Source organism: Paenibacillus lautus, from assembly GCF_050482385.1.
Classification (GTDB): domain Bacteria; phylum Bacillota; class Bacilli; order Paenibacillales; family Paenibacillaceae; genus Paenibacillus_AQ; species Paenibacillus_AQ lautus_B.
The window spans coordinates 52,940-66,654 of sequence record NZ_JBCNHV010000012.1 but is presented as its reverse complement, the minus strand read 5'-3'; the positions used below and the strand labels follow the sequence as shown (position 1 = coordinate 66,654).

Below are 13,715 nucleotides of genomic sequence, written 5' to 3'. Positions count from 1 at the left end.
ATCTGTGTACATGTGTTCAAAAACATAATTAAACTTTTCTCTTATCTAGCAATCTGGATGCCAGGTTCCCGCCGAACTGGATCGACTGTACCAGAATGATCATAATGATGATCGTAAATGACATAAGCTCTCCTTCAAATCGCTGGTACCCGTAGCGAATTGCGAAATCCCCGACGCCGCCCCCGCCCACGATTCCCATCACCGTGGAGTACGAGATAAAGCTGATCGTGGATGTTGTCAGCCCGAGGACAAGGCCCGATCGGGCCTCCACATACAGGAATTTGTATATCATCTGGAGTGTGGATGCCCCCATAGAAGCGGCAGCCTCCATCACTTCCTTCGGCACCTCTAGCAAGGATTGCTCTACCAGTCTTGAATAGTAAGCCACCGCAACGACGGATAAAGGCACCGCAGCGGCCAGCGTCCCGAGGGATGTGCCGACAATCCACCTCGTGACCGGAATCATAATGACAACCAGAAGCAGGAACGGGAATGACCGTATGACGTTAACCAAGGCATTCAGAATGGAGAATAACAGGCGATTCTCATACTGCTGGCCTTTTCGGCACAAAAATAGCAGTGTTCCGACCGGAAGACCCAGTATTATAGCGGCAGCAATCGATATGCCCACCATGATGAACGTCTCGCCAATCGCCCGCCATATTTCATTCTGATACTGCAGGACATAGGCGAAATAATCGATCAAATATGAAATGATGTCATTCATGGAACCAAAAATCCCCCCACTTCCCCTGCACTGTCAGTTGAAGATCCAGAACCTCGAGAAGCCTCTCTATCGCTTCGCTGATTACGGTACGTGCTACTCAGACGTCCGTTCTCCATCACGGACACCTGGTCGCAAATGCCGTTCACCACGTCCATCTCGTGGGAAACGATCACGATGGTTACCCCCAGCGTCTGGTTGATATGCCGGAGCACCTCCAGAATGTCCGCAGTTGTCTGCGGATCCAAGGAGGAGGTCGGCTCATCGCACAACAAGACGGTCGGCGAATTGGCTAACGCCCTCGCAATCGCTACCCGCTGCTTCTGCCCGCCGCTTAGCTGAGCAGGATATGACTTCGCTTTATCCTCCAGCCCAACAAAACGCAGGACTTCCTGGACACGATTCGCCCGCTGGGCCTTCGGTACCTTCGCTAGCTCAAGCGGCATGGATACATTGCCCCATACCGTCCGGTTGCTGACGAGTTGGAATAGCTGGAAGATCATGCCAATCGATCTTCTTGCCTCCCGAAGCTCCCTGCCGCCAAGGGAAGTCAGCTCCTGACCATTCACCACAACTCGGCCGGAATCCGGTCGCTCCAGTACATTCATGATGCGCAGCAGCGTCGATTTCCCGGCTCCGCTCGTGCCGATGATTCCGTGTATGCTCCCCTCCTCAATATGGAGAGAGACAGCGTCTATCGCCTGATAACGGTCACTGCCGCTGCCAAAGCTTTTACTGACCTCTTGCAGTGAGATCATCAATATCGCCCTCCTTGCACATGAAGAAAGCCCGCTTGGCTATACCGCCTGCGAGCATGTTATGCTGCAACAACTATTGAATCATACCACAATTTCGGACAAAATGTGACACACTTATTCGCTGCCAGAAAGTGCAAGTTCTCAGGACAAATAAAGCTGATGCCCATACATGCCCGTTAACCGTTCCACCGCCTTATTCAGCAAACTCTCCTCAAAACCCTCCAAGCCTTCGATGGCTTGGATTTTATCCGCTGGCGACATCTCCTTCTGAAGATGCAAGCTCCAGTTCACGATTGCCTGTACGGCATCCTCATGCTCGAACTGGCCGTAATAGATATGTGCTTTGTACAAATAACTGTCGGCATGCTCGGGAACCAGCTTCAATACCTCGTCAAAAGCAGCCAATGCCGCATCCTCGTCCTGATCCTTGTAATAAATCTGTCCCAGTCTGAAATAAGCACCCGGATGACCCGGCGAAAGCTCCAGCACTTGCAGCGTATCTTCCTTCGCCTGTGCGTAATCCGCCATCGTATAATAGATTCCACTTCGCAGGCTGTACAGGCTGCCTTGTCCCGGGTTCAAGCTGAGCCCTTGAGCGCAGTCCGCTAATCCCCGTTCCAACTGGCCGGTCTCCACAAAGCAAACGGCACGAAACTCGTAAAATCTCGGATTCGACGGATGCGCCTGAATTGCCTGGGAATAAGCGTCGATGGCGAGGTCCCACATGCCCATCTCCTTATATATATGACCGCTGGCCGCCAGATACGTCGGATGCTCGGAGAAGGACTCCTCCTGCTTAACAGCTTCCTGGAGCTCAAGCAGCGCTTCCTCATTGCGTCCTTGAAGATAGAGCACATAACTCAGCTTGTTGCGGATTTCGGTCCCGTCCTGAAGCGCGGCTGCTTCCTTCAGAGCCTGCTCTGCGGATGGCAGATCATTCATCTCCATATAAATATCGGCGCGCTGCACATAGTTGGGGGCATCATCATTCTCAAGCTTAAGCAGCTTGTCATTGATCGCGAGCGCCTCCTCCTGACGACCCAGCCGGTAGTAACAATCGGCCATCCAATAACAGGCCAGCGGGGAGTCCGGCTGTCTTGCATACAGTTTCGAAATCAGCTCGTAGGCTTGCTCTTCCAGACCATCCTCGCGATAGATCCGAGCCAAGTCGAAATACGCACGGTAATCGTCCGGCTCCGCTTCAATGGCCCACTCCAAATCCGCTTTGGCTGCATTTTTGTTATCGGACCGGTTGAAGACCTCCGCTCTCTTTAAGTAAAGCTCGTATGAATCCGGATACCGCTCAATGGCCTCCGATAAATAGTGCTCGGCCTGTCCCATGTCCCCAAGCTGCACGTACAGGTCCGCCATGGGCTTCCGAAAGGAATACGCCTCCCGAACTTGCCGCTGAAACGTCTGAAATGCGCCATAGCTGTAATTGGTGCTATCTGCGAACAGCGCATATCCGCCATCCGCTTCCGCCTCATACCGATCGGCCAGCTGGATACCCTCCTGCAGCACACCCACGGCTTCCTGCACATGATCCATCAGGTCCAGGGATACGGACAGCATGTAATAATACATCGGGATGGCGCGTCCCGGCTGTTGGATGCTTAGGCGAAAATAGTGCGCCGCCTCCGCCGGGTTGCCGCTCTCATAAAAGGTCATGCCCAGCTCATAGTAAGTCGAAATAACTGTGCTGTCGTCCTCTCTCTTAATACTTTCCTTCAGATCCCGGATCGCCTCATCATATTGGTTCAAATCCTTGTGGGCAATCCCCCGGGTATACCAATTCATATAATTGTCGGCATTCAACCGAATCGCTTCATTCAGATCCTCAATAGCCTCGCGCTCCCGGTTCAGCTCACGCAAAATATGAGCGCGCCGCTCATAAGCGCGATGGCTTCCGCTCGTATCGATCACGCGCCCCAAATAAGCTACGGCCTCTTCCGAATGGCCGCTGTTGTGCAGCAGTTCCGCATAGTGCAGCTTATCATTGAAACTGGTAATGGCACTTTCGCCTTTTCGCATATATTTAAGGGCTTGTTCAAAGTCCCGCTTCTTCCGGTAATGGTTACCGATACGGAACCAAATCCGCTTCATCAATTTCATGGTGGCTCATCCTTTATATGTAGATGTTATTCTTGGGCTCGTATGATTAGAGCAAAGGCTTCCTTCCCCTCATCTCTATATTATACTTCCTCTATGTCCATTTGCACCCAAATTAAAGAGGAACCCTGCAGGCTCCTCTTAGGTGTGTATCCTATTATATTGTACGAGGTTCCCAAAAATGTCCAATCAAAAGGAATACAAACGTTATTTAGTGAAATGATTTGTTTTATGTTTTATGCTGCTTACGGACTCTTACTGCATAGTATGCTGCTGCACCCAGTGAAATTCCCCAGACCAGAAAGAGTGCGTACCAGAAGTATCCCCACACCGCCATGGGGCTTGCATCTTGAGTGGCATACATTGGGGCCGACTGAACGCGGCCAACCGCTAACAAATACTGCAGGACGAAGTAAGTAAATCCCCATAATGACAACAAAACAGAACCAATGGCAGCTGGTATAATTAGCAACCATTTCGGTATGCGTAACCCCCACGGTCTGGCAAAAGCAAGCGCGAATACGGCTGCCAATAAGGCGAGGGTACCCATTCCCCAGTAACCGATCACGTGCGTCCAAAATTCATCAGGCGCTTCCTGGAAATCCCCCGGGAATGCCAATCCGATGCCAAGTCCCCACCAATAATGGGGAAGGCCATACAGAACTGCGGCAAAGCAAGCCGTATACCCGGCTTTTTTCATTCTTGAATGATTCATATCAATCACCTCAAGCTCATCATACTTAACGAAAAGAGCATTCAGATGACTTGAAGTTTAAGTTTAGTTTAAATATGCGGTGAAGCCTGCAACTCTGTTCAATACACCTTATGAATCACATCTTCGAAATCGGGATCTTCCATATCGATATCATCCAGCTCGCCCCAGCGGCCCAGCTCTTTAAAAATATCAAGCGTGTTCATCTCGCGGCGGTTCACCTCAATGGTGACGGTGTTATCCAGTGTGCTTGTCACCCGAATCGGGATGGAAAGATCGCCTTCGCGTAAAGATGGATCGGGAATGACAAAAGGACCGCGGAAAGTGACGGTGATCACGGTAGGCAGCCCGATGGTGTCGCGTAAAGACTTTACCGTTCCATCATAAGACAGCTCGCCGTTGTTAATGACCATCACGCGATTGCACAGCTGTTCGATATCATCCATGTCATGTGTCGTGAGCAGTATGGTTTTGCCGAATTGCTGGTTGATCAGCTTGAGAAAATGGCGGATGTTCCGCTTGGCGTTCACGTCCAGGCCGATCGTCGGCTCATCCAGGAACAGCACGTCCGGATCATGCAGCATCGCGGCGGCGAGGTCGGCGCGCATGCGCTGCCCGAGCGACAGCTTGCGCACAGGCGTTTCCCAAAACGCCTGTAAATCCAGCAGTTCAGCAAACTGACCGAGCCTGCGCTCCTTGTTCGCCTGATCCACGCTGTACATTTTGGTCAAAATATCGTAGGAATCCTTCACCGGCAAATCCCACCACAGCTGGCTCCGTTGACCGAAAACGACGCCCAGGTTGTTCACGACGCTGCGCCGTTCCTTGTGCGGATTCATGCCTCCGATCGATACGTGACCCGAGGTCGGGTGGAGAATGCCGGTCAGCATTTTGATGGTTGTGGATTTCCCGGCCCCGTTCGGTCCGATGTAACCGACGAATTCCCCCTGCTCCACTTGAAAGCTGATTCCCTTTACGGCTTCCTTCGTCCGGTATTCTCTCGTAAACAGGGTTCGCAGCCCGGAGAAGCGCCCCTCCTTCACAATCGGCGTTTTGAACTCCTTGCGTATGTTGTGGACTTCAATCATTGATGCGTTCCTCCTTTTAGCTCCCTGTACTTTGATATTTGGTCAAACCAAACTGCCAGAATTTCAGACTTAAAGCGAGACATACCAGAGCCGCTCCAGCCAATGCAGGCAGCACCCAGGCTCCGAGCTCACCCCGCAGTATGTATAATGACGGGATGTAATTGACTAAACCGACCGGGACCAAGATCAGTAAGAGCGACGACATCCATTTGGGATACAGCGTGAGCGGATACTGAGCTGCCGTCCGGGCCGCGTCCTCCGTAATATTTTGAAGCTCGGTGATCCGGGTCGTCCAAAATCCGAACGTTGCGGTTGCGAGGCCGATCGAGAACAGAATGACCGCTCCCGTGACGATAATATAAAGCGATTGCGGCACCGCGCTCCATCCGACCTGACCTGCTGCCATCATGCCATGCAGCGACCACCAGAGCAGAAAACCGCCCTGCAGCACTTCGCCCAGCATAATCCGGAACTTCTGCGGCATGAGCGCCAGCAGCACCGGCATGGGACGGGTCAGCAGCTGGTCAAGCTCCCCGTTAACCAGGTAGTGTTCAAGATGATGCACTTCATCCGCAAACGTCCGGTAGAGGGTCTTCGATAAGGTCATCACGGCAAACAAATACCCGATTTCATGCATGGACCATCCCTGGATAGCCCCAAACTTGTAGAGCACGATAGCGACCATAAGAAATTCGGAAATTTGGATCAGAGCAGCGAGAAACGAAGCCAATATGAAATTAAATTTGTACTGCATGCGGCTTTTGATGCTGGTGCGGATCAGCAGCGCGTACAGAGATAGCCAGGATCTTGTGGTCATCCTCCTTGCACCTCCACTTTCCGTCTTAGGAAGCCTGTTGCGAGCAGGCTAGCCAGCGTGAGCAACACACACCATAGGAGCGTACCCCATAGATAGGAAACGTCATCAAACCCCAGATAGATTCGGGTCGGCACATAGAGCAGATAAGGATACGGCGACCACCAGGCCATCGTCTGAAGCCAGCCCGGCAGCCATTCAATCGGAATGAAGAAGCCTGCAAGAAGATTGATCATCGCATGGTTGCCCCAATACAACCAAGACGATTCCGTTGTCCATAATGCGGATGCGCCGATGAGATAGTTGATGCAGATCGATAAGTAGGCGGCACCTGCAAGCGCAATGGCAACATAGAGGAAGGTTGAAGCTTTTCCGGGTAAATGGAGCGAGAAAGCAAAGTAATACACCAAGTAGATCGGGATCGATTTATAAACGAATTGGTAGGCGATTTGCCCCCATTCCTTGGCCATCAAATGACTGAACAAGTGAACGGGGCGCATCAAATCCAGAGAGATATGGCCGGTTCGCACGGCTTGGGGAATGCCGAGGCCATTCGTGACGAAACTGGAAACCCAGAGCGCAGCTTGCGTAAAGGCGATATAACCGACCATTCCCTGCGTTCCGTAATCTCCTAGCGCGTAGTCTGCACCGAGACCGATCCAGATACAGGCATACATGAAGCCGAACATCGCGCTGGCGATATTGTGCACCATGTGAGCGCCGCGGTACTGCAAATTGCGGGCATAGGCTTTGGAAGCCAATGTGAAATAAAGCATGAAGCACCTCCGATAAGCATTTTAGATGGCAGACCCATCCACTTCAGACAAGGCGAAAATGAGAGAAGGACAATAGCATACCAGAACGTTCCATTTCAGGCAAGACTTTTTTCGGGAGGTAAATCGTGAAGGGATTCGGCATACAAAAAGGCCAACCAGAAGGATTCTGGCTAACCTGATAATACAAAAGAAGCCTTCTCCTCCCGGCGTCGGTTCCGAAACAAACCTGGCGTAGAGTTTGAAGACTTCGTTGTTGGAATATGAAATTGCTCCGGCATCATCATATATACGCTGGTACACGTTGTCAGATCACGTCCCTATGTTTCATCGGCTCTTGAAACTCGCCGAAATACTCTATCAGGAAGGACTGGAACTCCCTGGCGGCCTTAGACAGATATCGCCGCTCCAGCCAAGCTACGGTGAAGGTGCGGTAGCAGGAAGGCTTCTCGATGCGCACCATCGCGAAGGACGGCTTTTCATCCCCTTTGCACCCGGGTACAAATGCCGCTCCAAGTCCGGCGGATACGAGGCTGGCCAAAGCTGCAGGTTCATCCACTTCACAGACGACATCCCGGCTGATCCCAGCCAAACGGCAGAACTCCTCGTTCATTTTTCGAAACGGGTGGCCTGCTTTATATTCGATGAATGCTTCCCCCGCTACCTCCTGAAGGGTTATGCTGGTCCGTCCCGCCAATCGATGACCGTGAGGCACCGCCAAGAACACCTCGGCATGGAGGACCGGGATCTCCCGAATGTGGTCTTCATCCAATGCCGCTGCGGTAAAGCATAGATCGACCTCTCCGTTCTCCAACATCTGAACCATCTCCATCATCGAGTCGGGCGCAATCTGGACAATGCGGAAATTTACTTCAGGATACCGTGTGCGGAAAGCACCAAGGGCTTTGGACAGCCGGGGTAATGCCGTCGTTGCAATGCGAATGCTCCCACGCTCCATGCCAGCTAAATCGGACACCTCTCTCTTGCCTTCCTCTATGGCCGAAAGTGCCGTATCTACGCTTTTCAAAAAAGCCTTCCCGAATGAATTGAGCTTAATTTGCCGATTCTGCCGATCAAACAGTTGTACTCCCAAATCTTCCTCCAACCGGGCAATCGTCTTGCTGAGCGCAGGCTGGGCAATTCGAAGTTCCTTTGCAGCTTTAGTCATATGCTCCATTCTGGCCACCGTCTGAAAATAATGCAGCTGAAGCAGTTCCACGGTAACTTCCTCCTTTATCGATAACCCAAAGTATATGAATGCATGTCATAATATATATTTTTATTTATTAACTATCGATTGTAGAATAAATCGTAACCAAAGGAAAGGGGGAATAACATGAACGAACATCAGCAACAACCACCATCGGCTGAAAAATTAATACGCATTCTGGCTTTTACAATGATTCTCTCATCGATGAGCGCAACCATGTTTAATATCGTACTTCCGGAAATCAGCAAGCAATTCCAGCTTTCCTTTGCCCAGGTCAGTTGGGTATCTTCGATTTACATGCTGATATATGCCATAGGCTCTGTCATATACGGAAAATTGGCTGACACCTATAAACTCAAAAATCTGCTCACCTTCGGTTTGCTCCTCTTCTTTGTCGGTTCCATTACAGGGTTATCGGCACAAGCCTACTGGATGGTCCTGCTGGGCCGGATCCTCCAGGCTGCGGGGGCAGCCGTCATTCCGGCAACAGCCATGATCATACCCGTCCGTTACTTCCCGGCAGAAAGCCGGGGCCGCGCGCTTGGCATAACCGCTACCGGACTCGCGATCGGAAGCGCAATTGGGCCGATAGTCTCGGCTTTGATCGTCAGTATGTTCCACTGGAGATGGCTCTTCTGCATCCCGGTGTTGATCCTCGTCACCTTGCCCTTGTACCGCAAATATTTGGGCAATGAACAAGGCCAGGGCGGACGGATTGATTGGCTCGGCGGCGGTCTTTTGGCAGGGACGGTTGCGCTGCTGCTCCTTGCGGTGACACAGGGAAGCTGGATATATGGTTTAGGCAGCTTCATGCTGTTCCTGTTATTCCTCCTGCGCATTCGATCAGCTAGAGAGCCTTTTGTTCAGCCCCGTTTATTCAGCAACAAAAGCTACTCAGTCGGACTAGTGCTCGCCATATTCATCGTGAGTGTCGGTTACGCCCTGCCCTTTCTAACTCCACAGCTGTTGGCGAATATTAACGGTTTGGCTCCGGGTTGGATCGGATTTGTCATGGTGCCGGGAGCCATCGTCACGGCCATGCTTGGCGGAAGAGGCGGCAAGCTCGCGGATACCAAGGGAACACGTTATCTATTCTATATTGCGTCCACCCTGCTTCTGGTCTGTTTCGCCCTCTTGTCCACCTTCGCGGGCGTATCGCCATTCCTCATTGCGCTGTTTCTGGTCTTCGGCAATGTGGGGCAAATGTTTATGCAAATCTCGCTCTCCAAGACGATTTCCTTGTCGCTGCCGAAAGAACAAACCGGCGTCGGTATGGGATTGTTCTCTCTGCTCAACTTCCTGTCAGGTGCGATCGCCACTGGGGTATACGGCAAAGCCGTCGATCTTGGCGCCGGAAGTTCCTGGAATCCGCTAAATCTGTTCCAGGGAGCCTCCACCTACAGCAACATCTATATCGTCCTGTTAGCCTTGCAAGCTGCAGTTCTCCTGCTGTTTATGCTGCAATTTGGCAGAGTGGGGCAGCGTGAGCTGCAGGTTCAAACAACAGGCTATAAATAAGGAGAAAACAACAGATATGATTAGTGTAAAAGTTACGCTTTCCTGTATATTGTTTACACGGCACAGCACGACATGACATGAGGCCCGGCTAAAGGTAATACAGCATCGAAATTCAACCAGGTCAATAAAAAAACCACCGGAGCAGCGCTTGGTTTCAAACCTCTCCGGTGGTTTTGATTCTATTTTAATGCATATTCCAATCTGAGGTAATACGCCCTCAACAGACAACCATAGTCTATGCCTGCCGAGGAACCTCATTGCGGCAACCGCCGCAGCAAATGATGCCGGACGTTGGAGGTGCACTCCTCCACCTTGGCACGGGTGCAAGTTTACATAGCCGCTCGTTTCAGCTGGCCGTAATACAGGTCGCTGTAGAATCCTCCCTGCTTCAGCAGTTCATCATGAGAGCCTTGCTCCAGCAGGCGCCCATCCTTCAGCACCAGGATGCGGTCCGCCGAGCGGATTGTGTTTAGACGGTGGGCAATCACGAAGCTCGTCCGCCCTTTCATCAATCGCTGCAATCCTTCCTGGATTTTGATTTCCGTTACGGTATCGATGCTGCTTGTTGCTTCATCCAGCACCAGCATGGAAGGGTTGGCCAGAATCGCCCTCGCGATCGCAAGCAGTTGCTTCTGGCCTTGGCTGATGCCGCTGCCGTCAGGCTTGAGTTTCTTGTCGTAACCGTCCTTCATCCGCACGATAAACGAGTGGGCATTGGCCAGCTTCGCGGCTTCTTCCACTTCCTCATCGGTGGCATTCAGCCGTCCGAAGCGGATATTCTCACGGATCGTGCCCTGGAAGAGGAAGGAATCCTGCAGCACAAAAGCCATCTGCGAGCGCAGGCTCTCCCTGCGAATCGAGGAAATATCCCGCCCGTCGAGGGTAATGCTTCCACTGTCCGGATCGTAGAACCGGGAGAGAAGCTGAATTAAGGTAGTCTTCCCCGCGCCCGTCGGACCGACCAGCGCAATCATCTCGCCAGGCTTCGCTTCAAAGGTGATTCCTTCCAGGGTATCTCCGTCTTTTTCATAAGAAAACGATACGTTGTCGAACTTCACCGCACCCTCCACGCTTTTCAACGTGACCGCAGCTCCTTCATCCTTCGCCTCAACCTCTTCATCCAACACTTCGAATACACGTTCCGCACCCGCGATGGCTGACAGTAGCGTATTCCATTGGTTCGCCAGATCGTTCAGCGGTCTCGTAAACTGCCTTGCATAACTCTCAAATATAATGATGACGCCGATCGTAATATGTCCCTGGATCGCCATGATGCCGCCAATTCCCGCTACGATCGCAAAGCTCAGGTTGTTAAGCCCGTTCATCAGCTTCGGTATAAAGCCTGATATGCTCTGCGCCCAGAAGCCCGATAGACGAATCCGTTGATTGCGCTCATCAAATTCGCGGACCACCCGTTCTTCCTGCGAAAATGCCTTAATAATCCGCTGCCCCGACAGCGTTTCTTCAATATAACCGTTCAGATCCCCCAGGTTGCGTTGACGCTCTTTGAACAAGGGGCCGGTCCGTCGGGTGATCCAGCGCATCCCCATCATCATCAGCGGCACAACCAGGAAGGTTAGCAGCGTAAGGAGCGGGCTAAGCCATAACATGACGGATAATGTGCCGATTAAGGTCAGCACGCTCGAGAAGATTTGAATGGCCGAGCTGTTCAGCGTTGAGCTCACGTTCTCGATATCGTTTGTCAGACGGCTCATGATCTCACCCTGTTGGCGCTTGCCATAGAACGGAATTGGGAGCCGGTGCAGATGAGTGAACAGATCCATCCGCATCCGGTACACCGTTTCTTGGGCGATGCCGATCATCCAGACGTTGTGCAGCCAGGTGGTTAAAGCCTGAAGGATATAGACGGCGGCCAGGCCTACGAGAAAATACAACCAGGCCGAGTCGATAGAGCTGTCCGGATTACGTACATCATCCAGAAATTTGTCCACCCCGACGCCGAGCAGATAGGGACCGAGCAGCGCCAGCCCCGAACTGATCATCACCATCAGCAGCACAAGTGTGAGCTTCCCTTTGCGGCGGGCGAGATAAGCCCATATTCTCGAAAGGGTGCCCGACCAGTTCTTGGCTTTTGCCTTGGGCTTGCGGCCCGAGCCGCTATCCTTGCTTTTGTCAAGATCGATCTTCGGCTTTGGATGACGAAATGGTTCAGTGAATGCCTTAAGCATGCTGCTGGGCCTCCTCTCCGTATTGGGATTCATAGATACGTCGATACAGAGCGGAACTTTCCATCAAAGCGTCGTGGTTCCCTTTTCCAATCAAACGACCATCGTCCAGAAGCAGGATCAAATCGGCCGAAGTGGTGGAGCTGATCTTCTGCGTGATCAAAAACGTCGTGCAGGACAAATCCTTCAGGGCATCCAGCAGAGCGCCTTCCGTTCGGACGTCAAGGGCGCTGGTGCTGTCGTCCAGAATAAGGATGGCAGGCTTTCGCACGAGCGCCCGTGCAATGGACAAGCGCTGCTTCTGTCCGCCGGACAAGTTAACTCCCCGCTGGCCCAGCATCGTGTCATAGCCCTTAGGCAAATGCTTGATGGTATCATGGATTTGGGCCCTGCGCGCCGCTTCTTTAATTTCCTCCATGGAAGCATCCTCGCGTCCCCAGGCAATGTTATCCCGGACCGTACCGGAGAAGAGCAGCACTTCCTGCGGCACATAACCGATGCTGCTGCGCAGATTCACCTCATCAATCGATCCGGCATCCATTCCGTCTACGAGTACAGTCCCCTTCTCTTCCTCGTAAAGCCGTGGAATTAGCTGTACTAACGAAGATTTGCCGGAACCTGTTGCTCCCATGATCGCGATCCGCTCTCCGGGCCTCGCTTCAAAGGAAATATCCGTCAGCACGTCGATGTCGCTGCCCGGGTAACTGAAGCTCACTTGCTCGAACTTCACGCGCCCTTGAATTTCAACCTTTTTATTTTTTTCCTTACCCGCGCTTGCTGCATCCTCTTCGGTCTTTAACACTTCCTGCGTCCGCTGGGCGGAAGCGCGCCCCCGGGAGAAGGCAACGACAACCCATGACAGGGCGGACATGGCACCAATACAACGTAGAGAATAATTGACGACGGCAACCACTTCGCCGACGCTGGCACTGCCAGACGCGATGTCTTTGCGGCCAAACCACAGGACCGCCATAATCCCGGCATTCATAATGAGAAGAATAAACGGCATCGTTGTCTCCGTTAACCGCAAGGTCGAGACGGTGGTGCTCATCAGCTTGCCCGAGGTACGGCCAAAGCGTTCAATTTCGTGACCCATGCGCACGAATACGCGAATCAACCGGATCCCGGTCAAATTCTCCTGAATGACGCCGTTCACCGCATCCAGTCGCTGCTGTACATTGCGGAACGCATCAGCTGCCCGCTTCATAATCCATGCGATAAAAATAAACAACAATGGCACGGTAAGGACAAGCAGCAAGCCCAGCTTCACATTCACGACCAATGCCATGATAATGCTTCCTAACACAACAAGCGGAACGCGCGTCATAAACCGTAAGCCCATGAACACCGTATCCTGAATCTGGGTGACATCACCCGTAAGTCTAGTAATCAATGATGAGGTAGCAAACCGGTTAAATATCGAATAGGAGAAGGATTGCACCTTTTCATACAGCTGATCACGCAGATCATAACCGAGTCCCTGACTTGTATGCGCCGCAAAAAAAGAGCTGGATATTCCGGCTATAAAGGCAATAATAGCGCTTCCAGTTAAAACGGCTCCCCACATCCATACAATGGACAAATCCTGTTTCTGAATCCCGTCGTCAATGATTTTAGAGATGAGCAGCGGCTGAATCAGCTCAACGGTGAGCTCAATCAGCATCATGACCAGTGCCGCAATCGCCGCTACGCGGTACTTTTTCAAGATCGAGAAGACCATTCCCATATGCATTCCTCCGAGGCTGAAGACCTTTATCCTGTTCTAACATCAATTACCCACTGGTCTTCATGTAGTAGCAATATTAGTTCGTACAAGAGCTGGA

Annotated in this window: 11 protein-coding genes; 1 reads left to right on the top strand and 10 read right to left on the bottom strand. The window is 52.0% G+C overall.

Translation table 11 applies throughout. The features are described from left to right. Positions 1-28: 28 nt before the first annotated feature. The 8 genes from ABEW73_RS15600 to ABEW73_RS15565 form a co-directional block, all read right to left on the bottom strand. A complete protein-coding gene (locus tag ABEW73_RS15600) occupies positions 29-727 on the bottom strand; it encodes a methionine ABC transporter permease (protein WP_430169932.1) in 699 nt (232 codons plus the stop codon). Beyond that, a complete protein-coding gene (locus tag ABEW73_RS15595) occupies positions 724-1,482 on the bottom strand; it encodes a methionine ABC transporter ATP-binding protein (protein ID WP_430169935.1) in 759 nt (252 codons plus the stop codon). Before ABEW73_RS15595 ends, ABEW73_RS15600 begins: the two co-directional genes overlap by 4 nt. A 141-nt stretch (positions 1,483-1,623) precedes the next feature. Next, positions 1,624-3,594 carry a tetratricopeptide repeat protein gene (locus ABEW73_RS15590; RefSeq protein ID WP_430169937.1) on the bottom strand — a complete coding sequence of 657 codons (1,971 nt, stop codon included), beginning with the start codon at positions 3,592-3,594 and terminating at the stop codon, positions 1,624-1,626. Between the two features lie 226 nt (positions 3,595-3,820). Further along, positions 3,821-4,306 carry a DUF3995 domain-containing protein gene (locus ABEW73_RS15585; protein WP_430169939.1) on the bottom strand — a complete coding sequence of 162 codons (486 nt, stop codon included), beginning with the start codon at positions 4,304-4,306 and terminating at the stop codon, positions 3,821-3,823. A 98-nt stretch (positions 4,307-4,404) separates the two neighbouring features. Beyond that, positions 4,405-5,391: an ABC transporter ATP-binding protein gene (locus tag ABEW73_RS15580; protein WP_430169941.1), complete on the bottom strand. Its 987-nt coding sequence runs from the start codon at positions 5,389-5,391 to the stop codon at positions 4,405-4,407. Between the two features lie 16 nt (positions 5,392-5,407). Then, complete coding sequence (locus ABEW73_RS15575; RefSeq protein WP_430169942.1) at positions 5,408-6,208, bottom strand: ABC transporter permease; 801 nt, start codon at positions 6,206-6,208, stop codon at positions 5,408-5,410. Further along, positions 6,205-6,981, bottom strand: a complete 777-nt coding sequence (locus ABEW73_RS15570; protein WP_098742412.1) for an ABC transporter permease — start codon at positions 6,979-6,981, stop codon at positions 6,205-6,207. Before ABEW73_RS15570 ends, ABEW73_RS15575 begins: the two co-directional genes overlap by 4 nt. A 304-nt stretch (positions 6,982-7,285) precedes the next feature. Continuing rightward, the gene (locus ABEW73_RS15565; RefSeq protein ID WP_430169945.1) at positions 7,286-8,197 is read right to left on the bottom strand and encodes a LysR family transcriptional regulator; all 912 of its coding nucleotides are present in this window, start codon (positions 8,195-8,197) and stop codon (positions 7,286-7,288) included. Positions 8,198-8,314: 117 nt separating this feature from the next. Here ABEW73_RS15565 and ABEW73_RS15560 point away from each other — a divergent pair, with 117 nt between their 5' ends. Next, positions 8,315-9,706: an MFS transporter gene (locus ABEW73_RS15560; protein ID WP_430169947.1), complete on the top strand. Its 1,392-nt coding sequence runs from the start codon at positions 8,315-8,317 to the stop codon at positions 9,704-9,706. Between the two features lie 329 nt (positions 9,707-10,035). Here ABEW73_RS15560 and ABEW73_RS15555 read toward each other — a convergent pair whose 3' ends face one another. After that, complete coding sequence (locus tag ABEW73_RS15555; RefSeq protein ID WP_430169949.1) at positions 10,036-11,895, bottom strand: ABC transporter ATP-binding protein; 1,860 nt, start codon at positions 11,893-11,895, stop codon at positions 10,036-10,038. Further along, positions 11,888-13,618, bottom strand: coding sequence for an ABC transporter ATP-binding protein (locus tag ABEW73_RS15550; protein WP_430169951.1), 1,731 nt, complete (start codon positions 13,616-13,618; stop codon positions 11,888-11,890). The genes ABEW73_RS15555 and ABEW73_RS15550 overlap by 8 nt, the downstream gene beginning before the upstream one ends. Positions 13,619-13,715 lie beyond the last annotated feature (97 nt).

Excerpts from the sequence above, each read along its gene's own strand:
- ABEW73_RS15600 (WP_430169932.1), bottom strand. The coding sequence starts at position 727 with ATGAATGACATCATTTCATATTTGATCGATTATTTCGCCTATGTCCTG.
- ABEW73_RS15595 (WP_430169935.1), bottom strand. The coding sequence starts at position 1,482 with ATGATCTCACTGCAAGAGGTCAGTAAAAGCTTTGGCAGCGGCAGTGAC.
- ABEW73_RS15590 (WP_430169937.1), bottom strand. The coding sequence starts at position 3,594 with ATGAAATTGATGAAGCGGATTTGGTTCCGTATCGGTAACCATTACCGG.
- ABEW73_RS15585 (WP_430169939.1), bottom strand. The coding sequence starts at position 4,306 with ATGAATCATTCAAGAATGAAAAAAGCCGGGTATACGGCTTGCTTTGCC.
- ABEW73_RS15580 (WP_430169941.1), bottom strand. The coding sequence starts at position 5,391 with ATGATTGAAGTCCACAACATACGCAAGGAGTTCAAAACGCCGATTGTG.
- ABEW73_RS15575 (WP_430169942.1), bottom strand. The coding sequence starts at position 6,208 with ATGACCACAAGATCCTGGCTATCTCTGTACGCGCTGCTGATCCGCACC.
- ABEW73_RS15570 (WP_098742412.1), bottom strand. The coding sequence starts at position 6,981 with ATGCTTTATTTCACATTGGCTTCCAAAGCCTATGCCCGCAATTTGCAG.
- ABEW73_RS15560 (WP_430169947.1), top strand. The coding sequence starts at position 8,315 with ATGAACGAACATCAGCAACAACCACCATCGGCTGAAAAATTAATACGC.
- ABEW73_RS15555 (WP_430169949.1), bottom strand. The coding sequence starts at position 11,895 with ATGCTTAAGGCATTCACTGAACCATTTCGTCATCCAAAGCCGAAGATC.
- ABEW73_RS15550 (WP_430169951.1), bottom strand. The coding sequence starts at position 13,618 with ATGGGAATGGTCTTCTCGATCTTGAAAAAGTACCGCGTAGCGGCGATT.